Origin of the sequence: Pseudomonas sp. Z3-6, from assembly GCF_051131985.1 — a bacterium.
Lineage (GTDB): Bacteria > Pseudomonadota > Gammaproteobacteria > Pseudomonadales > Pseudomonadaceae > Aquipseudomonas > Aquipseudomonas zanjanensis.
This window is the reverse complement of record NZ_CP071644.1, coordinates 5,224,420-5,245,348: the sequence shown is the minus strand read 5'-3', so window position 1 is coordinate 5,245,348 and position 20,929 is coordinate 5,224,420. Positions and strand designations below refer to the sequence as shown.

At 62.9% G+C, this 20,929-nt stretch carries 9 protein-coding genes; 4 read left to right on the top strand and 5 right to left on the bottom strand.

Annotated features, from left to right (window positions below):
* Positions 1-9: 9 nt before the first annotated feature.
* Both J3P88_RS22620 and J3P88_RS22615 read right to left on the bottom strand, forming a co-directional pair.
* The gene (locus J3P88_RS22620; protein ID WP_434571720.1) at positions 10-2,169 is read right to left on the bottom strand and encodes a type I secretion system permease/ATPase; all 2,160 of its coding nucleotides are present in this window, start codon (positions 2,167-2,169) and stop codon (positions 10-12) included.
* 19 nt (positions 2,170-2,188) lie between these two features.
* Entirely contained in the window at positions 2,189-3,547 is a 1,359-nt protein-coding gene (locus tag J3P88_RS22615) for a TolC family outer membrane protein (RefSeq protein ID WP_186704625.1), read from the bottom strand.
* A 453-nt stretch (positions 3,548-4,000) separates the two neighbouring features.
* Between J3P88_RS22615 and J3P88_RS22610 the strand changes: the two genes are divergently transcribed.
* A complete protein-coding gene (locus J3P88_RS22610; RefSeq protein ID WP_434571718.1) occupies positions 4,001-11,848 on the top strand; it encodes a retention module-containing protein in 7,848 nt (2,615 codons plus the stop codon).
* 254 nt (positions 11,849-12,102) lie between these two features.
* On the opposite strand, the gene J3P88_RS22605 is transcribed toward J3P88_RS22610, so the two are convergent.
* Together J3P88_RS22605 and J3P88_RS22600 are read right to left on the bottom strand one after the other, a co-directional pair.
* Positions 12,103-12,498, bottom strand: a complete 396-nt coding sequence (locus J3P88_RS22605) for a YbaN family protein (RefSeq protein ID WP_434571717.1) — start codon at positions 12,496-12,498, stop codon at positions 12,103-12,105.
* Positions 12,499-12,506: 8 nt separating this feature from the next.
* Entirely contained in the window at positions 12,507-13,094 is a 588-nt protein-coding gene (locus tag J3P88_RS22600) for a YecA family protein (protein ID WP_186704628.1), read from the bottom strand.
* 414 nt (positions 13,095-13,508) lie between these two features.
* On the opposite strand from J3P88_RS22600, the gene recQ reads away from it, so the two are divergent.
* From recQ to J3P88_RS22585, 3 genes are all read left to right on the top strand, one after another.
* Positions 13,509-15,635, top strand: coding sequence for a DNA helicase RecQ (gene recQ, locus J3P88_RS22595; protein ID WP_186704629.1), 2,127 nt, complete (start codon positions 13,509-13,511; stop codon positions 15,633-15,635).
* Positions 15,636-15,752: 117 nt separating this feature from the next.
* Positions 15,753-16,187: a MarR family transcriptional regulator gene (locus tag J3P88_RS22590; RefSeq protein WP_003199001.1), complete on the top strand. Its 435-nt coding sequence runs from the start codon at positions 15,753-15,755 to the stop codon at positions 16,185-16,187.
* Between the two features lie 119 nt (positions 16,188-16,306).
* Positions 16,307-18,277, top strand: coding sequence for a FimV/HubP family polar landmark protein (locus J3P88_RS22585; RefSeq protein ID WP_434571716.1), 1,971 nt, complete (start codon positions 16,307-16,309; stop codon positions 18,275-18,277).
* A gap of 403 nt (positions 18,278-18,680) precedes the next feature.
* Here the strand turns inward: J3P88_RS22585 and J3P88_RS22580 are convergent, their stop codons facing one another.
* On the bottom strand, positions 18,681-20,870 hold the full coding sequence (locus J3P88_RS22580; protein ID WP_434571715.1) for a patatin-like phospholipase family protein: 2,190 nt from the start codon (positions 20,868-20,870) through the stop codon (positions 18,681-18,683).
* Positions 20,871-20,929: the final 59 nt, after the last annotated feature.

Here is a 20,929-nt window from a genome sequence, read left to right as displayed (position 1 = left end):
TGTCGGCCTCTAAACCGCCGCGGAGCCCACCCGTCCCTTGCGCAGCGCATCGATCACCGCGTCCTTCGGCCCGTCCGCCACGATCCGGCCGTTATCCAGCACGACCAAGCGGTCCACCAGGCTCAGCATCGAGGTGCGGTGGGTGACCAGCAGCACGGTCTTGCCCTGCACGTGGGTATGAAGCTTCTGCCGCAAGACGTCTTCGCTGCTGTTGTCCATGGCGCTGGTGGGTTCGTCCAGCAGCAGGATCGGCGGGTCGAGCAACAAGGCCCGGGCCAGCAGCACAGCCTGGCGCTGGCCGCCGGACAGCAGTTGTCCGCGCTCGCCCACCGGGCGGTCGAAACCTTGGGGATGCTGGCGCGCCAGTTCGGTGACACCAGTCAGTTCCGCCACTTCCAGCATGCGCGCGTCGCTGATGTAGCGCGCACCGAGGGTGAGGTTGTCCCGCAGGCTGCCGGCCAGCAGCGGCAGGTCATGGGCGACGTAGCCGATCTGTTGGCGCAGGTCGGCGACGTCCAGTTGCCGCAAGTCCAGGCCGTCGAGCAGCAACTGGCCTTCCTCCGGTGCATAGAAACCCATCACCAGGCGCGCCAGGGTGCTCTTGCCCGAGCCACTGCGGCCGATGATCCCGACCCGTTCGCCGGGCTTGAGGCTGAAACTGATATTGGCCAGTGCCGGGGCGCTCTGGCCGTTGTAGTGGAACGTCACGCCGCTGACGTCCAGCGCGCCCTGCAATTGGGTGCGCTCAAGGGGGCGCTGCTTGGCGTCACGCTCCTGGGGCAAGGCCATCAGGGCATCGGTGCTGCGCATGGTGAGCTGGGCTTGCTGATAGCGGGTGATCAGCCCGGCGATCTGCCCGAGCGGGGCCAGTACGCGGCTGCCGAGCATGTAGGTCGCCACCAGCGCGCCGACGCTGAGATTGCCGGCAATGATGCTGTAGACCCCGGCGACGATGGTCGCCATGCCCGCCAGTTGTTGCAGGAACAAGGTGCCGTTGGTCGCCAGTGCCGAGAGGTTGCGCGCATGGCTGTCCAGGCGGGTGAGGGCGCCGTGGGTGCTTTCCCATTGGTGCTGGCGCTCGCTTTCGGCGCTGCAAGCCTTGAGGGTTTCCAGGCCGCCGAGGGTTTCGATCAGCAGGGCCTGGCGCTGGGCGCCGAGGGCCAGGCTTTTTTGCACGGTGTCGCGCAGGCGTGCCTGGATGATCATGGCGAAGACAATGGTGATCGGAAATGCGATCACGGGAATCACCACCAGCCAGCCGCCCAGCAGGCCGATCACCACCAGCATCAGCAGGGCGAAGGGCAGGTCGATGAGGCTGGTGAGCGTCACCGCCGTGAGGAATTCGCGCAGGCCCTGGAAGTCGTGGATGCTCTGGGCGAAGCCGCCGATGGTCACCGGTTTGGCCTTCATCGCCATGCCAGTGATGCGTTCGAACAAAGTCGCGGAGAGAATCACGTCGGTTTTCTTGCCGGCGGTGTCCAGCAGATGGGCGCGCACCACCCGCAGCACCAGTTCGAAACCGGTGCCGATCAGCAGCCCCACGGCCAGCACCCATAAGGTCGGCGTGGCCTGGTTCGGCACCACGCGGTCGTAGGTCTGCATCACGAACAGCGGCACCATCAGGCCCAGCAGGTTGATCAGGAAACTCGCCAGGATCGCGTCGCTGTACAGCCAGCGCGACAGCTTCAGGGTGTCGCGGAACCACGCCTCGACCCGCGGCACCAGCGGGGCGCGCAAGTCTTCGAGTTCATGGCGCGGCCGGGCGAATAGCGCCTGGCCGCTGTAATCGGTGGTCAGTTCCTCGCGGCTGACCCATTGTTCACCGCCATCGGCTTCGCTGGGGAGGATCAGCGCTTTGCCATCCTCGCCCCAGCGCCGCAATACGGCGCAGCGGCCCCCCGCCAGGATCAGCATCACCGGCAGGTTCAGGGCTGAGATGTCCGCCAGCTCACGCCGCAACAGTCGCGCCTGCAAGCCCGCCCGGGCCGCTGCGCGGGGCAGCAGGTCCAGGCTCAAGCGTTGGTGCGCCATAGGAAGCCCGGCGCTGAGGCTGGCGCGACTGGCCGTCGCGCCATGGAGTTTGCAGAGGATCAACAGGCCGTCCAGCAAGGGATCATCGAAATTCAGGCGCGGATCGGCGCCGGGGGTTGCGGGTTCCATGCTGGTCACATTGATCGCTCCCACTGGATTACTTCAGTTCCGGCAACCGTGCCTGGTTCTTGACTTCGGTCTGCGCCACCGCGTCGGCCGGCAGCACGATCCGTTGTTTTTGCAACAACAGGCCCATGTTCGCCAGCACCCGGTACATCGAGTATTCCTCGGTGTAACGCACTTCGGTGTAGCGACGGTTGGCGTTGTACAACTCGTTTTCGCTGTCGAGCAGGTCGAGCAGGGTGCGCTGGCCGAGGCCGAACTGATCCTGGTAGGCGGCGCGCACACGGGCGGTGGTGTCGGCGTATTCGCGGGCGGTCGGGGTCTGCTTGCGGGCGTTGAGCATGGCGTTCCAGGCCAGGCGCGTGTCTTCGTTGAGCTGGCGCAGGGCATTGTTGCGGATGTCCATGGCCTGGTTGATCTGGTGGGCGTTGGACGCCAGCCGCGCCTTGTCGCTGCCACCGCGGAACAGGTTGTAGTTCATCACCACGCCCAGCCGCCAGTTGTTGTCGTGGCCTTCTTCGCCACCGATGTTGTTGTTGGCGCCCACTGCCGCCTCGGCGTCAAAGCGCGGATAGAACGGCGACTTTGCCACTTCATATTGGCTTTCGGCTGACTGGATGTCGGCCTGGGCCGATTTCAGGTACGGGTTGTTGTCCACCATGCTTTGCTGGGCTTCGCGCAGGTCGGCGGGAAGCTCGCCTTTGGTCGAGGGCGGTGCTTCCAGTTCATCGGGCATGCGCCCGACCACGCTGTAGAAGTTCGCCTCGGCGTCAGCCAGGTCGACCTGGGCGGTGTCGAAGTTGTTTTCCGCCAGGGCCCGACGGGCGTTGGACTGGTCGGAGTCGGCCGTACTGCCCACCCCTCGCTCGGTGCGCAGGCCGATCTGGTCGTTGACCCGCAGGTGCGCCTGCAGGTTGTTCTTGGCCAAGGTCACCAGTTCGCGACGCTTGAGCACTTCCAGGTAGACCTCGATGGTGCGCAGTGCCAGATCCTGGGCGGTGCCCTGGGCGTAATAGGCCCGGGAATTGACCACGCCCTGGGTGCGCTGCACTTCATTGGCGGTGTTGAACCCGTCGAAGATCATCTGCCGCAGGCGCAGTTCCGATTGGGTGTAGGTCAGGATATTGGTGTGGTGGTTGCCCTGCGCCCGGGTGTTGGTGTTGTCGCTGTAGCCACGGCCATAACCGGCATTGAGATCCACCGACGGGAAAAAGCCCCCCCGGGCGACTTTGACGTCTTCATTGGCCGACAGGCGGCTGTCCACCCGTTGTGCCAATTCCGGGTGAGTCGCGATGGTGCTCTGGATCGCTTCGGTCAAGGACATGGCCTGCGCCTGAGAAGAGCAGGCCATGGCCAGCAAAACCGCGCTGCAGAGGGGGGTTAGAACGCGCATGGGGTGCATCTCCTGAGGTCTGTAGTGCTTCGTTGTCGCCAATTTATTGACGTATTTAAGATCAAAACCGTTTCAACCTTGTAACAACACAGCTAAGAACATCCTGCGCAAAACCTAAGAAGAATTTCTCATAACGCTTATTCCGAAAAAAACTTATGTGCTTGTAAAAAACCGGCACATTGTTCAAAGCGAAAGCCTTTGAATCTGCGGGTTCTGACGGATTTTAGGCGTCAATAAAAGTTCCATTCAGATTTTTAAGCGATGTGAAGAAGTGCCGAAAGGGCGATGGATGAGGCGGTTAGCGGTGACGGTTTTTTGTCGTTTAGGCGAATTGCCAGCACGTTCCTCCTTCTCGAAAGCTGGCAGATTTTCCAGCTTTGCAGGCCGCCAATCTGAGGACGGATTCTTCACCCAAACAGGTGCCGACTGCGGTCGGCAACGGAGGAAATGCACATGGCAGCGCTCATCGGTATCGTCAGCAAAGTGGTCGGGCAAGTTTTCGCGGAAACGGCTGGTGGCCTGCGGCGGCCGCTGGTCGAAGGCGATCGGCTTTATGCCGGCGAACACTTGGTCACCGGTGCCGAAGGGGCCGTGGCTGTCCAATTGCAAAACGGCCAGGCGTTGACCCTGGGCCGCGAAAGCAACCTGACCCTGACCCCGCAGCTGCTCGCCAACCCTGCGCCTCATGTCGACACGCCCGACACGGTGGCACCGAGTGACGCGCAACTGACCGATGTGCAAAAGCTGCAGCAAGCCATCGCCGCCGGTGCCGACCCGACGCAGACCGGTGAAGCCACGGCTGCCGGACCCGAAGGGGGCAACCCGGGTGGCGTAGGGGGTGGACACAGTTTTGTGTTGCTGGAAGAGGTGGGCGGGGAGGTCGATCCGTTGATCGGTTTCCCGACGGCCGGGTTCAACGGGATTCCTGAGTTTCCAGACCTGCGCCTGGCCGGTGACCCGGATAACACGGGCGACGATGCGACCGTGCCACCGGTCGTCCCTGAGACCCCGGACAACCCCGTGACCCTCGACGGTGTGACTGTCGAGGGCGGCGAACTGACCACCAACGAGGCCAATCTGGCCGATGGTTCGGCCAGCAATCCGGGGGCGCTGGTGCAAAATGGCACGTTCACGGTGTCCGCGCCTGACGGGCTGAACAGCCTGAGCATCGGCGGCATCAACGTGATCAGCGGCGGTGTGCCCGCAGGCTTCCCCCAAACCATTACGTCGGCGCTGGGCAACACGTTGACCATCACCGGTTATAACCCGGCTACGGGAGTGGTCAGCTACACCTACACACTGACGGACAATGAAACCCATCCTGCCGGCGGCGGTGCCAACAACATTACCGAGCAGTTCCCAGTGGTGGCGGTCGACACCGACGGCGACACGGCCACTGGCACCCTGGACGTCAACATCACCGATGACGTGCCCCAGGCGATCGATGACAGCCACGCCAACACGGCGTCGGAAACCTTGGTCAGCCTCACCGGCAACGTATTGCCCAACGACCTTCAGGGTGCCGACCGGATCCCCACTGGCCCTGACAGCGGACCGATCATTGGCGGGACGTTCACCGGCACCTACGGCACCCTGGTGCTCAACCCCAACGGCACATACACCTACACCCTGAACACCAGCGACCCGCAGTTCGTCGCGTTGCAGGGCGGGGGCAGCGGCACCGAGACATTCACCTACACCCTGACCGACGCCGACGGCGATACCAGCACCGCGAACCTGGTACTGCAAGTGCACAACAACGACGACCCGGTGATCATCACCGGCCTCGACACCGAAGGCGGCGAGCTGTCGTTGCAGGAGAAAAACCTCAGCGACGGCAGCAGCCCGGATGCATCGGCCCTGACCCAAAGCGGCACCTTCACCGTGACAGCGTTGGACGGTGTGCAGACCCTGAGCGTGGGCGGGATTAACGTCGTCACCAACGGCGTAGCGGCTGGTTTCCCACAGTCGATCACGACTGCGCTGGGCAACACCCTCACCATCACCGGCTTCAACGCGGCTACCGGTGTAGTGAGTTACAGCTACACCCTTCTGGACAATGAAGCCCATCCAAATGCCAACGGCGCCAACAGCGTTAGCGAGCAATTCGCGGTTGTGGCCACCGATGACAACGGCACCACCGCCAACGGCAACCTCGATGTGAACATCGTCGATGACCTGCCCAAAGCCGTGGACGACAGCAACGGTACCGCCTCGGAAACCAACCTGACCCTGACCGGCAGCGTGCTGACCAACGACACCCAAGGCGCGGACGCTGTGGCGTCCGGCCCAATCACCTCCGGCACGTTCACCGGCACCTACGGCACCCTGGTGCTCAACGCCGACGGTTCCTACACCTACACCCTCAACACCGCCGACGCCGACTTCAAGGGTTTGCACGGCGGCGGCAATGGCAGCGAAACCTTCACCTACACCCTGACCGACGCCGACGGCGATACCAGCACCGCGAACCTGGTGCTGCAAGTGCACAACAACGATGATCCGGTGATCATCACCGGCCTCGACACCGAAGGCGGCGAGTTGTCGTTGCAGGAGAAAAACCTCAGCGACGGCAGCAGCCCGGATGCATCGGCCCTGACCCAAAGCGGTACGTTCACCGTGACGGCGTTGGACGGTGTGCAGACCCTGAGCGTGGGCGGGATCAACGTGGTGACGGGCGGCGTAGCGGCCGGTTTCCCACAGTCGATCACGACTGCGCTGGGCAACACCCTGACCATCACCGGCTTCAACGCGGCTACCGGTGTAGTGAGTTACAGCTACACGCTTCTGGACAATGAAGCCCATCCAAATGCCAACGGCGCCAACAGCGTTAGCGAGCAATTCGCGGTTGTGGCCACCGATGACAACGGCACCACCGCCAACGGCAACCTCGATGTGAACATCGTCGATGACCTGCCCAAAGCCGTGGACGACAGCAACGGTACCGCCTCGGAAACCAACCTGACCCTGACCGGCAGCGTGCTGACCAACGACACCCAAGGCGCGGACCCTGTGGCGTCCGGCCCAATCACTCCCGGCACGTTCACCGGTACCTACGGCACCCTGGTGCTCAACGCCGACGGTTCCTACACCTACACCCTCAACACCGCCGACGCTGATTTCAAGGGTTTGCACGGCGGCGGCAATGGCAGCGAAACCTTCACCTACACCCTGACCGACGCCGACGGCGATACCAGCACCGCGAACCTGGTGCTGCAAGTGCACAACAACGACGACCCGGTGATCATCACCGGCCTCGACACTGAAGGCGGCGAGTTGTCGTTGCAGGAGAAAAACCTCAGCGACGGCAGCAGCCCGGATGCATCGGCCCTGACCCAAAGCGGTACGTTTACCGTGACGGCGTTGGACGGTGTGCAGACCCTGAGCGTGGGCGGGATTAACGTCGTCACCAACGGCGTAGCGGCTGGTTTCCCACAGTCGATCACGACTGCGCTGGGCAACACCCTGACCATCACCGGCTTCAACGCGGCTACCGGTGTAGTGAGTTACAGCTACACCCTTCTGGACAATGAAGCCCATCCAAATGCCAACGGCGCCAACAACGTTAGCGAACAGTTCGCGGTTGTGGCCACCGATGACAACGGCACCACCGCCAACGGCAACCTCGATGTGAACATCGTCGATGACCTGCCCAAAGCCGTGGACGATAGCAACGGTACCGCCTCGGAAACCAACCTGACCCTGACCGGCAGCGTGCTGACCAACGACACCCAAGGCGCGGACGCTGTGGCGTCCGGCCCAATCACCTCCGGCACGTTCACCGGCACCTACGGCACCCTGGTGCTCAACGCCGACGGTTCCTACACCTACACCCTCAACACCGCCGACGCCGACTTCAAGGGTTTGCACGGCGGCGGCAATGGCAGCGAAACCTTCACCTACACCCTGACCGACGCCGACGGCGACACCAGTACCGCGAATCTGGTTTTGCAGGTCCACAACAACGACGACCCGGTGATCATCACTGGCCTCGACACCGAAGGCGGCGAGCTGTCATTGCAGGAGAAAAACCTCAGCGATGGCAGCAGCCCGGATGCATCGGCCCTGACCCAAAGCGGCACGTTCACCGTGACGGCGTTGGACGGTGTGCAGACCCTGAGCGTGGGCGGGATCAACGTGGTGACGGGCGGCGTAGCGGCCGGTTTCCCACAGTCGATCACGACTGCGCTGGGCAACACCCTGACCATCACCGGCTTCAACGCGGCTACCGGTGTAGTGAGTTACAGCTACACGCTTCTGGACAATGAAGCCCATCCAAACGCCAACGGCGCCAACAACGTTAGCGAGCAATTCGCGGTTGTGGCCACCGATGACAACGGCACCACGGCCAACGGCAACCTCGATGTGAACATCGTCGATGACCTGCCGACCGCTCATGCTGATTCCGCCTCGGTGGATGAGGGCGGGACGGTCAGTGGCAATGTCCTGAATAACGACGAAGGTGGTGCCGACGGGCCGGCTGCCAGTGGTGCCGTGATCGGCGTGCGCGCCGGCAACGACACCTCGACCTCGGCCGTTGGCGGCCTCAACACCCAAATCAACGGCACCTACGGCTACCTGACCCTGGACGCCAACGGCAACGCCGTCTACCACAGCAACCCGAACACCGTCAGCGCCCCGGGCGCGACCGATGTCTTCACCTACACCGTGCGCGATGCCGATGGCGATGAAAGCACCACCACCATCACCATCGATGTCCACGAAAGCTGCCTCGTCGCCACACCGGACCAGGAAATCAGCGTCTACGAAAAAGCTCTCGACCTGAACCAGGACGGCCAGGACCTGGCCCCCGGCACCGTCACCGGCAGCGCTCCGAGCGCCACCAGCGAGACCGCCAGCGGCAGCCTTGTCGGTTCGGTCAGCGGCGCTGTTGGCGCCGTCACCTTCGCCCTGGTGGGCAACGCCACCGGTGCCTACGGTCAACTGTCGCTTCAGCCCGACGGTTCCTACACCTACACCCTGACCACGCCGGCCACGACAACACCTAATGCCAACGATGGCCCGAACGTATTGAGTGAAAGCTTCACCTATCAGGCCACGGACTCGTTGGGTAACACCGTCACCAGCACCATCGTCATCGACATTGTCGACGACGTGCCCAAGGCTCACTGCGACGCTGCCTCGGTGGTGGAGGGCGGGACGGTCAATGGCAACGTGCTGGACAACGACGTACTCGGCGCCGACGGCGGCGCAGTCATCGGCGTGCGCGCTGGCAACGACACCTCGAACCCTGCCATCGGCGGCCTCAACACCCAGATCAACGGCACCTATGGCTACCTGACCCTGGACGCCAATGGCAACGCGGTCTACCACAGCAACCCTGGCTCTGTCGGTGCCCCCGGCGCGACCGATGTCTTCACCTACACCGTGCGCGACGCCGATGGCGATGAAAGCACCACGACCGTCACCATTGATGTACACAACAGCTGCCTCGTCGCCGAAACCGACCACGACATCATCGTCTATGAACAAGCCCTCGACCTCAACCAGGACGGCCAGGACCTGGCCCCCGGCACCGTCACCGGCAGCGAGCCGAGCGCCACCGGTGAAACCGCCAGCGGCAGCTTGGTCGGTTCGATCAGCGGAGCCACCGGCGCCGTCACCTTCACCCTGGTGGGCAACGCCACCGGTGCCTACGGTCAACTGTCGCTTCACCCCGACGGTTCCTACACCTACACCCTGACGGCGCCAGCCACGACCACGCCCCACGCCAACGACGGTCCGAATGCCCTGAGTGAAAGCTTCACCTACCAGGCCACGGACTCCCTGGGCAACAGCACCACCGGCAGCCTGGTGGTCAGTATTGTCGATGACGTGCCCAAGGCTGTCGCGTCCGAGCGTTCGGTCACGGCGACCGAGATCGATTCCAACCTGCTGATCGTGCTCGACGTCTCCGGGAGCATGAAAGACCCCTCTGGCGTGTCGGGGCTCTCGCGAATGGACCTGGCCAAGCAGGCGGTCAGCGCCTTGCTCGACAAATACGACGACATGGGCGATGTAAAAGTCCAGCTCGTGACCTTCAGCGGCAGCGCCACCGACCAGAGCGCCGTGTGGGTAGACGTGGCAACGGCCAAGACGCTGATCGCCGCGCTGACGGCGCACGGTGACACCAATTACGATGCGGCCGTGGCCATGGCCCAGACGGCGTTCGCAACTTCCGGCCAACTGACCGGCGCACAGAACGTTGGCTATTTCTTCTCCGACGGCAAGCCGACCTTGGGCGCAATCGGCTCGACGGACGAAGCCGCCTGGAAAGCCTTCCTCGACGCCAACGGCATCAAGAACTACGCCATCGGCCTGGGCAGCGGCGTCAGCAATGCCCACCTCGACCCGCTGGCCTACGACGGCAGCACCCACACCAACACCAACGCGGTGGTGGTCACTGACCTGAACCAGCTCAACTCGGTGCTCGCCGACACCGTGCAAGGTGCACCGGTCACCGGCAACCTGTTGGGCGAGGGCGGCTCGTTCGGCGCCGATGGCGGGTTTGTCAAAAGCCTGGTGGTCGATGGCACCACGTACAACTACGACCCGGCGGCCAACGGTGGTCACGGTGCATTGACCGCTAGCGGCGGGCTCAACCACGGTTCCTTCAATACCGCCACCAATACGCTGAGTATCGCCACCGACCACGACGGCACCCTGGTGGTCAACCTCGATACCGGTGCGTTCAGCTATACCTCCCAGACCGTCACCCATGCCTTGATCACTGAGAATATCGGCTACACCGTCAGCGATAACGACGGTGACCTGGCAAGCTCCAACCTGGTGATCAAAGTCGTTCCGAACAGCCCGCCGATCGCTGTCGATGACAACGTCATCACCAACGTGCTGTCGGGCAACATCGTGATCCCGGGTGAATTGCTGCTGGGTAACGACAGCGACGCCAACGGCGATCCGCTCACGGCTTCGCCCACCAGTTTCAATACCGGTTGGCTCGCCAAGGGCGCGGACTTTACCGGCAGCATCGGCACGGCCAGCTTCGCTGGCAACAACGTGCAGTCGATCAACCTCAACCGCAGTGCTTTCGTCGCCAATACCGCGAGCATGACAGCGATGCTGGTGGTCAGCGGTGCCCTGGGAATGGTCTCCAACAACAACAACAACGCCAACGACGAAGACCGGCTCAACATCAGCCTCAAGCAGGGCGAAACCCTCACCCTGGACCACAACCTCTCGGCCGGTCGCATTGCGATGGAGTATTCGCTCAACGGCGGGCCATTCATTGCGATCAATGACGGCGCGTCTTTCACCGCGGCAGCGGATGGCAATTATCAGATCCACGTCACCAACATCGCCAATCCCGGCGTCGGCAACGCCAACGCTGCGGAAAACTATCAACTGACCCTGACCGTCGACTATGCCGGGGCGCAGGGCAAGACAACGGATTTCCACGGCAGCTACACCGCCAGCGACAACCACGGCGGCAGTGACAGCGCCTCGGTCGGCATCAGCTATCAGGCGGGCCACACCCTGACGGGCACCAGTGGCGACGATGTGCTGTTGGCCGGCAATGGCGACGATGTCCTCAATGCGGGGGACGGCAACGACACCCTCAGTGCCGGTTCGGGCAACAACACCTTGCAGGGTGGGGCGGGCGATGACGTGCTTTACAGTGGCGTGGGCAATGACCTGCTCGATGGCGGCAGCGGTCACGACACCGCCAGCTACGCCCACGCCACCTCGGCGGTCACGGTGAACCTGGGCCTGCTCGCGGCGCAGAACACCTTGGGTGCCGGCACCGATACGTTGGCAGGCATCGAAAACCTGGTGGGCTCGAACTTCAACGACACCCTCACCGGCGACGGTGCCAGCAATCGCATCGACGGCGGGTTGGGCCATGACGTGCTCAATGGCGCAGGCGGCGATGACCTACTGATCGGCGGCCAGGGCAACAACACCCTGACCGGCGGCAGTGGCGCCGATACCTTCCAATGGCAGGCGGGCAACAGCGGCCACGACGTGATCACCGACTTCGCGCCCGGCGTCGACAAGCTCGACCTGTCCCAGCTGCTGCAAGGGGAGAACGGCAGCGCGGCGTCACTGGACGACTACCTGCATTTCTCCGTCAGCGGCAGCGGTGCATCGGTCACCACTAGCATCGACATCAGCTCCCTTGCCGGCGCCACGCCGAACCAGACCATCGACCTGGCCGGCGTCAACCTGGCCAGTCACTACGGCGTCACGCCGGGCGCGGGGGGAATCATCGGCGGTGCGGACACGGCGACCATCATCAATGGGATGTTGAATGATCACTCGTTGAAGGTGGATACGGTGTGAGGTGAGCTGAAACGACAAAACCCGCCATGTCCGGTTTGGATGTGGCGGGTTTTGTTCATGTTAGTGAAGATAAATGGGGATGCCTCACCGCTACTTGAATGCACACAGACCCTTGTGGCGAGGGAGCTTGCTCCCGCTCGGCTGCGCAGCAGTCGCAAACTTGCCGGCAGGGTTTACCGGTTGCACCGCAGTGTTTTGGTTTTGGGGCGGCTTCGCCACCCAGCGGGAGCAAGCTCCCTCGCCACGCTAGATATTCAGGGTTTGCGCAGCGTTTTCTGCCTGAGAATATAAACCGTCACCAGCACCGCGCTGGTGAGCATGAACCCCCGCGCCCATGGCAATGGCACCAGGTAGCAGGACAACAGGATGCTGGCCCACATCAGCCCGATGGCATAGACCTTGCCCTTGAACGGGATGCCGTTGCCGCTGAGGTAGTCGCGGATCCACGGACCGAGGCGGGGATGCTCTACCAGCCATTGGTAGAAGCGCGGTGAACTGCGAGCGAAGCAGGCCGCGGCCAGCAGCAGGAAGGGGGTGGTGGGCAGGACGGGAATAAAGATGCCGATGACCCCCAGCACCACGCTCAACCAGCCGATGGCCAGTAGAGCGTAACGCAGGATCAGCGGACGGTTGCCGACGGGCGAGGGCACCCGGTCACTCAGTGGTGGCGAGGCTTGAGGATCGCCGGTTTCTCGTCCGGGGCGTTGCACAGCAGGTACAAGGCGGTGAGGGCTTCGGGGATCTGGACGATCATGTCGTCCATCAGGTTCGCGTCGGCGGCGATGTCGGAAAACTCCGGTTGCTCGTCGAACAGGCCGGAACCGACCATGATCGGCAACAGCATTTCGCTGACTTCTTCCTCGGCGGTTTCGAACCAGGCAGCTTCGCGCAGGAACACGCCTTCCATGAAGCCGATGCACCAGCCGCGCAGCTCCGAATCGTCCGGGTCATCGCCCAGGTCCAGTTCACACGGCAGCTCGAATTCTTCATCGGAAGCCAGTTGGCGGGCGATGTGGGCTTTGAGGCCAATCAGCGTGGCTTCGATTTCGGCGCGCTGGGCTTCGTCGCTGTAGTGCGGCTCTTCGGCGAACAGGGCGTCGATCCACTCACGCTCCGGCACGGTTTCTGCGCAGATGGACAGGGCGGTCAAGTAGCCATGAGCGGCCACGTAGTCCAGCGCTTCGTCGTGCAGCTCATCGGCGTCGAGGAAGACTTGCAGGCGGGTCAGTTGCTCAGCGAAGGACATTACGGGCTACCTTGGGGAATAAACAATGCGGGAATTCTAGGCCTTCTTGAGCGCCCAGGCCAGCCGCGTGGTGGATTTGCCTTGTTGTTGGCCGGGCTTGACTCAAAGTCAGGGCGGTTTGTGGCGAGGGAGCTTGCTCCCGCTGGGGCGCGCAGCGGCCCTGTTTTTGGGGGCGGCTACGCCACCCAGCGGGAGCAAGCTCCCTCGCCACAGGTTTGGGTGTTGTCCAACACTTGCCGCTAGCACCTCCTGTCAGCAGCCCCCTTTGCAACGAAGGCCTCGGGTATACTGCCGCGTTTTGCGATGCCCTGCGGCGTTCCGCCGGTTCGAAACGCGCACTTACGATTTGCCGGTGCAGCGTTTGTGATTCTGAACCAGCCTTGCAGGGATGTTTTGGTGATTTTTGGAGTTTCTATGCTCGAACAGGCTCAACGCGTCCTCAAGGACATCTTCGGCTACGACAGTTTCCGTGGCCGCCAGGGTGCCATTATTGAGCGCGTGGCCAGCGGTGGCGATGCCTTGGTGCTCATGCCCACCGGCGGCGGCAAATCCTTGTGCTTCCAGGTACCGGCGCTGCTGCGCAACGGCCTGGCGGTGGTGGTTTCGCCGCTGATCGCGCTGATGGATGACCAGGTCGCGACCCTCGAGGAACTGGGTGTCGCCGCCGCGGCGCTGAACTCCACCCTCAGCGCCGAGCAACAGCGAGACCTGGCGACGCGGATCAAGCGCGGCGAAGTGAAGATGTTGTACCTGGCCCCGGAACGCCTGGTGCAGCCACGCATGCTGGCGTTCCTGCAGAGCTTGGAAATCGCCCTGTTCGCCATCGATGAAGCCCACTGCGTGTCCCAGTGGGGTCATGACTTCCGGCGTGAATACCTGCAGTTGGGGCAACTGGCGGAACTGTTCCCCGACGTGCCGCGCATCGCCCTGACCGCCACCGCCGACAAGCGCACCCGCGAGGAAATCGTCGAGCGCCTGCATTTGCAGGATGCCGAGCGGTTCCTGTCGAGTTTCGACCGTCCGAATATTTTCTATCGCATCGTGCCCAAGGAGCAGCCGCGCAAGCAGTTGCTGGCGTTCCTCGCCGAGCGCCGCAGCGATGCAGGCATTGTCTATTGCCTGTCGCGCAAGAAGGTCGACGAAGTGGCGGCGTTCCTGTGTGAACAAGGGTTCCCGGCGTTGCCGTATCACGCCGGCCTGCCCAACGACCTGCGGGCCTACCACCAGAAGCGTTTCCTCAACGAGGAAGGCCTGATCATGGTGGCCACCGTGGCGTTCGGCATGGGCATCGACAAGCCCAACGTGCGTTTTGTCGCGCACCTGGACCTGCCCAAGTCCCTCGAGGCGTATTACCAGGAAACCGGGCGCGCCGGCCGTGACGGCTTGCCGGCCGATGCCTGGATGGCCTACGGCCTGCAAGACGTGGTGATGCTCAAGCAGATGTTGCAGAACTCCGAAGGCGATGAGCGGCACAAGCGCCTGGAGCAGCACAAGCTCGACGCCATGCTCTCGCTGTGCGAGGAAACCCGCTGCCGTCGCCAGACGTTGCTGGCCTATTTTGACGAAGACATGCCCCAGCCGTGCGGGCACTGCGACAACTGTGTCGATGGCGTGGAAACCTGGGACGCCACCGAACCGGCCCGCCAGGCCTTGTCGGCGATTTTCCGCACCGGCCAGCGTTATGGCGTCGGGCACCTGGTGGACGTGTTGCTGGGCAAGGACAACGAGAAGGTCCGCAACTTCGGCCACCAGCACCTGACGGTGTTCGGCGTGGGCAAGGCCCGTACCGAGGGCGAGTGGCGTTCATTGTTCCGGCAACTGGTGGCCCGCGGCCTGGCGGACATCGACCTGGAAGGCTACGGCGGCTTGCGTTTGTCCGAAACCTGCCGGCCCCTGCTCAAGGGCGAGGTCACCCTGGAACTGCGCCGCGACCTCAAGCCGGCAACGGCGGTCAAGAGCAGCAAGAGCCAGGCCAGCCAATTGGTCCGTGGCGAAGAGCGCGATCAATGGGAAGCCTTGCGCGCCTTGCGTCGCAAGCTGGCCGAGGAACACGGCGTACCGCCGTACGTCATCTTCCCCGACTCCACGCTGCTGGAAATGCTCCGCAGCCAGCCCACTTCCCTGGCGGAAATGGCCCGGGTCAGCGGTGTGGGGGCGCGCAAGCTGGAGCGTTATGGCGAGGCTTTCCTCCAGGTGCTGGGCGGCGAAGCCGAAGCGCCGAAAGCGGTGGCCGATGTGCGCCACGAACTCATCACCCTGGCTCGGGCCGGCATGACACCGGTGCAGATCGCCGGGCAATTGCAATGCTCGGAAAAAAACGTCTACACGATGCTGGCCGAGGCCATTGGCAAACAGCAGTTATCCCTGGAGCAGGCACTGGATCTGCCCGAGGAGCTGATGGGCGAAGTACAGGACGCGTTCCTGGATGGCGAAGGCGAGTTGCCGCCAGTGTCCGAAGTCGCCGCGTTGTTTGTCGGACGGGTGCCCGAAGGTGTGCTGTACTGCGTCAGGGCTGCGTTGCAGTCGGAATTTGAAGTCTGATCAGTGAGTTGCGCTCCTTTAACGATTCAGTACAAGGCCAGCCTTGCTTGAATCCAAAGCTCATGCTTAGCTGACTAATAATTAGTTTTTCTCTATTTCAGATCTGATGAGTTTTTTATGCCGTTAACCGATCAACACCGTTTTGGCATGCAGTTGGCGCAGATGTCCCGAGGCTGGCGTGCCGAACTGGACCGTCGCCTGGCCGGGCTGGGCCTGTCCCAGGCGCGCTGGCTGGTGCTGCTACACTTGGCCCGTTTCGAACAGGCGCCGACCCAGCGCGAATTGGCCCAGAGCGTCGCGGTCGAAGGCCCGACCCTGGCCCGCTTGCTCGACAGCCTGGAAACCCAGGGGCTGGTGCAGCGCCAAGCCGTGGCAGAAGACCGGCGGGCCAAGAAAATCGTGCTCTGCGCACCGGCCCTGCCCCTGATCGAGCAAATCGAAACCATCGCCACGCAATTGCGTCGGGAGCTGTTCGAAGGTGTCGACGAGGCGGACATGCGCGTCTGCATGCGGGTCCATGGCACGATCCTGGCCAACCTGGAAAAATCCTGAGGCATATCCCTGGCGTCAGACTTTTGAGATTCGCCGGTTAGCGAACTATAACCAGTAGTAAGCGTTCCTATTGAGGGCGTTTATGCCGAGGTTGGTTCTGGTAATCGAAAGGGATGCCCATGCTTGAAAGTTTGCAGTCCACGTTGCGCAGTTGGGTCAACGTGTCGATCGTCGTGGGTGCCCTTGGGTTTCCGGCCTTGGCGTCAGCGCTGGGGCTTGGCGAGATCACGCTCCATTCCGCCCTGAACCAGCCGTTGCGTGCCGATATCGCCCTGGTCGACGTGGCCGGGATCAGTGAAGGTGATCTGTCGGCCAGCCTGGCGAGCCCGGACGATTTCAGTCGTGCGGGTGTGGAGCGGGTGTTCTTTCTCAATAACCTGCGCTTTACGCCGGTCTTGCGCGGGGAGCGCAGCTTCATTCGAGTGACCTCCATCAAACCGGTGGAGGAACCTTTCCTTAATTTCCTGGTGCAGCTCAATCAGCCCAATGGGCGCCTGCTGCGCGAATACACCGTGCTGCTCGACCCTCCGGGCTCACCGGGTATCGTGCCGGAGCGTGACGAGCCTTCCACGGCTGCGCAGCCTGCGCCGAGCCAGGCCACCCCGGCCATCAAGCCCCCGGCGGTACAGGGCAAGCGCTATACGGTAGTGCAGGGAGACAACCCCTGGATCATTGCCCAGCGCCTGCATGACGCTGGCAGTAACGCGTCGGTCAATGAGCTGGTGCAAGGGATCCAGGCCTTGAATCCCGGCAGCGACCGGCTCTCCATCGGCCAACGCCTGTTGTTGCCCGATTCGGCCGTGTTGCCGACATCGGCTGCGACCGCCGCTGGCCAGGCTTCTGCCGCGTCCGATGAGCAGCTGGCCGCCAGCGTGCTGCAAAATCAGCAACAACAAAAGACCATCGAGGAACTGCAAGCGCGGCTCCAGGCCCAGGATGCGGAACTCGCCGGGCAGCGCCAGCAGATCAGCGAATTGCAGGCCCGGCTGGCCGAGACGGCTCCAGCCCCCGTTGCGTCTGCGCAACCACAACCGGCGCAGCCTGCGTCGGAGCCGGCTCCGGACGTATCCCCCGTTACCGAACCGGTTGCAGAGCCAGAGGGCATCGATTGGACATGGGTGGCCGGGTTGGTAGCCCTGTTGGGGTTGTTGGCGTTGTTACTGTTCATCCGGCGTCGCCAGCAGCAGGCTGAGTTGGAGCCGATGACCGAGCGCCCCACACCGATGCTGGAGGCGGGCGACGAAAACTTCGACTCAATCCCCGACACGGAGCCGCCCGAGGCGGCGACAACGTTCAATAACGGCGATGCACCCCTGGGTGATGTGCTGGAGGGCGTCGGGATCTACCTGACCTACGGCCGTTTCACCGAGGCTGCGGGGCTGTTGCGCGCGGCGTTGCTGGCGGAGCCTGAACGCACCGACCTGGGCCTGAAACTGCTGGAGGTCCTGGGCAGGCAGGGCGATGTCATCGGTTTCCAGGCCCAGGAAAATCATTTGCTGGGACAGGGGGTCGATGCCGGGACGCTGGAGGACATTCGTGGGCGTTATCCCAAGGTTGCCGCGATCACCGCACCGATAGTGGCTCCGACAGAACCCCAGGCACCGGCTCCTGAAGTTGGACCTGAACCTGAGCAGGCGCCTCGTGATGAGTTCGAGCTGGATCTGGATGCGCTGTCCATGGAAACCAGTTGGGACCTTGCCGATGACCAGGACACCTCCACCGAAAACACACCGGTCGCCCCCCTTGCTAACGACCCGGCCGAGGGTTTGTCGCTTTCAGGTTTCGACGAACCGGAACTGCAATGGGAAGCGCCGCTGGAAACCGAATCGCTGGACGATGCTTTCCTCGATGGTTTTGCCGATGAAGAACAGGCGCTGGAATTTGAGCCACTGGCCCTTGAACCTGTTTCCCTGGACACCCTGTCCCTCGAACCCCAGCCCCCGGAACATTCGGCCAAGCTGGAACAGGCCCAGAACTGCATCGACGATGGCGACCTGAAGACCGCCGTGACCCTGCTTGAAGAGTTGCTCGAAGAGGGAGACGAACCCCTGAAGGAGACTGCCCGGGTGCTGCTGGCTGGGATTCGCTGAAGCTGTTGATGGATGTCGAGTCAACGGGCCCCTTCGCGAGCAAGCCCGCTCCCACAGGGATCTTTGGTACACAGAGAATCCAATGTGGGAGCGAGCCTGCTCGCGAAGGCGGCAGCACAGCCAACATCACTGGCACAGACCCACCGCTATCGCGAGCAAGCCCGCTCCCACAGGGATCTTTGGTACACAGAGAATCCAATGTGGGAGCGAGCCTGCTCGCGAAGGCGGCAGCACAGCCAACATCACTGGCACAGACCCACCGCTATCGCGAGCAGGCTCGCTCCCACAGGGATCTTTGGTGGATAGAGATTTCGCCTACATCCCGAATCCAGTGTGGGAGCGAGCCTGCTCGCGATAGCGGCCTGTCAGGCGAGCAATCCCACCCAGGCAAACATCTATCCCCTCAAAACGTCTGCCCCAGGTTCAGGTAAACCGCCTGTTCATCATCGTCGTTAAACCCATAGCTGAAATTCAGTGGCCCCAGCGGCGTATCGAAGCCGAGGAAAATGCTCGCGGCATTGATGTAGCCGCTGTCGAACTCGTTGTCGTTGTTCCAGGCCCGGCCGCGCTCCAACGAGCCACCGATGTACAGCGGGAAGTCCAAGGGCAGGTAGGCCCGCGGTGTGAGGCGGCGGTAATACACGGCACGCATCAGGCTCATGTTCTGTCCGGACACTCCATCTTCGCGAAAGCCCGACAATTGCCGCGCGCCACCGAGCACAAAGCTGGACGTCACCACCTCGGCGGTGTCCAGGGTGCGGCCGTAGCGCCCGCCCAGGATGAAAGTGTCCGGGCCGCTGCTCAGGGCCTTGTCCAGTTTGAACTCCCATTGACGGTAACGTTGGTCGGAGCCCAGCCCCGGTTCGTATTGGCGCCAGCTCAAGCCGATGTCTTCCCCTTCATGGGGGAAATACACACTGTCCAGGGAGTCGAACGAATACTTGAGCTCGTAGAAACCCTCGTTGAAATTCTCGCTGGGCTGGTCGTGGTCGCCGATGCGCACATCGGCCTTGCCCCAGGCTTGGCCGACACCGAAGCGAATTTCACCACTGTTGCCAATCTGGCGGCCCACGTTCAGCCCGAAGCCATAGCGCTCGACGCGATACTGGGCCACCGGGTCGTTGTCCAGGATGGACTCCACATTGCGCGATTCGAATTGCCCGTAGGGGGCGATGAAGTAGCGCGAGCCGACATCCAATGGCTGGTAGAACTCGCTGTACAACTCCTGCTTGTCGCCGATCTGCGCCCGGGTCAGCCATTCGGCACCCAGGCGATTGATGCCGTTGACCCGATAACTGGCTCCCAGGTTGAAAGCGCTGTCGCCGCGCATGTCGTCCGACAGGCTCAGCCCCAACCGCAGATAATCGGTGCCGGTCCGTCGGCCCCGGGCGCTGATCACCAGCGTACGGTCCTGGCCTTTGTGAACCACGCGGTATTGCACCTGCTCGAAGTAATCCAGGCCGTACAGCGTACCCATGTCGGTCTGCAGGCGACCCAGGTCCAGCGGCTCGCCAATCTGCTGGCGAATGTAATAGCGAATCACGTCATCGCCGACTTTCGAGTCGTTCTCCACGCGAATGGCGGTAATGACCGGCGTGCGCTCGCTGGGAGTACGCGCGGCCATGAGTTCGGCATCGGGTGCCTCGAGCGGGCGTAGCGGGGCCAGGCGGGCGTCGAATATGCGGGTGGCGCGGTAGCCGGCGTCGATCATTTCCTGGGCACGGCCGAAGTCGGTAGAGCCGAAGCTCGCCAGGGCCGGCTGGATCAATACGTCGTCTTTTTTCAGGGTCGCCAGTTGCTCTTCAGAGTTGCGCCGGGTCATCAGGGTGGTCGATTGGTTCAGCACATCGACCACCGTGACCAGTTGCTTGCGGGTGCGCAGCGGCGTGCCGATGTCGACCACAATGGCCATGTCCACGCCCATTTCCCGGGCCACATCCAACGGGATGTTATCGGCCATGCCACCGTCCACCAGCAGCCGGCCGTCCAGTTCCACCGGGGCGAACACCGCCGGGATCGACATGCTGGCGCGAATGACCTTGGGCAGGTGGCCTTTGCGGAACACCACCTTTTCGCCGGTGGCGATGTCAGTGGCGACGGCGCGAAACGGGATCGGCAGTTTGTCGAAGTCACGCGTATCGCTGGCATGGGCCAGCAGGCTTTCGAGCAGCAGGGCCAGGTTCTGGCCCTGGATCACCCCCAAGGGCAGGCCGAGGCTGCCGTCGTCCCGAAAGCTCAGTTTTTGCTTCACGAGAAAATCCCGGTCATCCTGTTTGCGCCGGAACGGCACGTCCTTGCGCGGCGGCGCGTCCGACAAGGCCTGTTGCCAGTCGATGCCCAGGGCGAGTTTTTCCAGTTCGTCGATCTTGTAGCCCGAGGCGTACAGCCCGCCGATCACCGCGCCCATGCTGGTGCCGGCAATGGCATCGATCTTGATGCCTTGCTCTTCCAAGGCCTTGAGCACACCGATGTGGGCCAGTCCCCGCGCCGCGCCACCGGACAGTACCAGGCCGATTTTCGGCCGCGGTGCTTCGACAGCCTGGACGAAAAGGGGCAACAGCAGCAGAAGCAGGAGGGGCAGGAGGCGGCGCATCGTCAATCTCGGGGCGGGCGATCAAAGGCGGGTATTATAACGACGCCTTAGCACCCAGG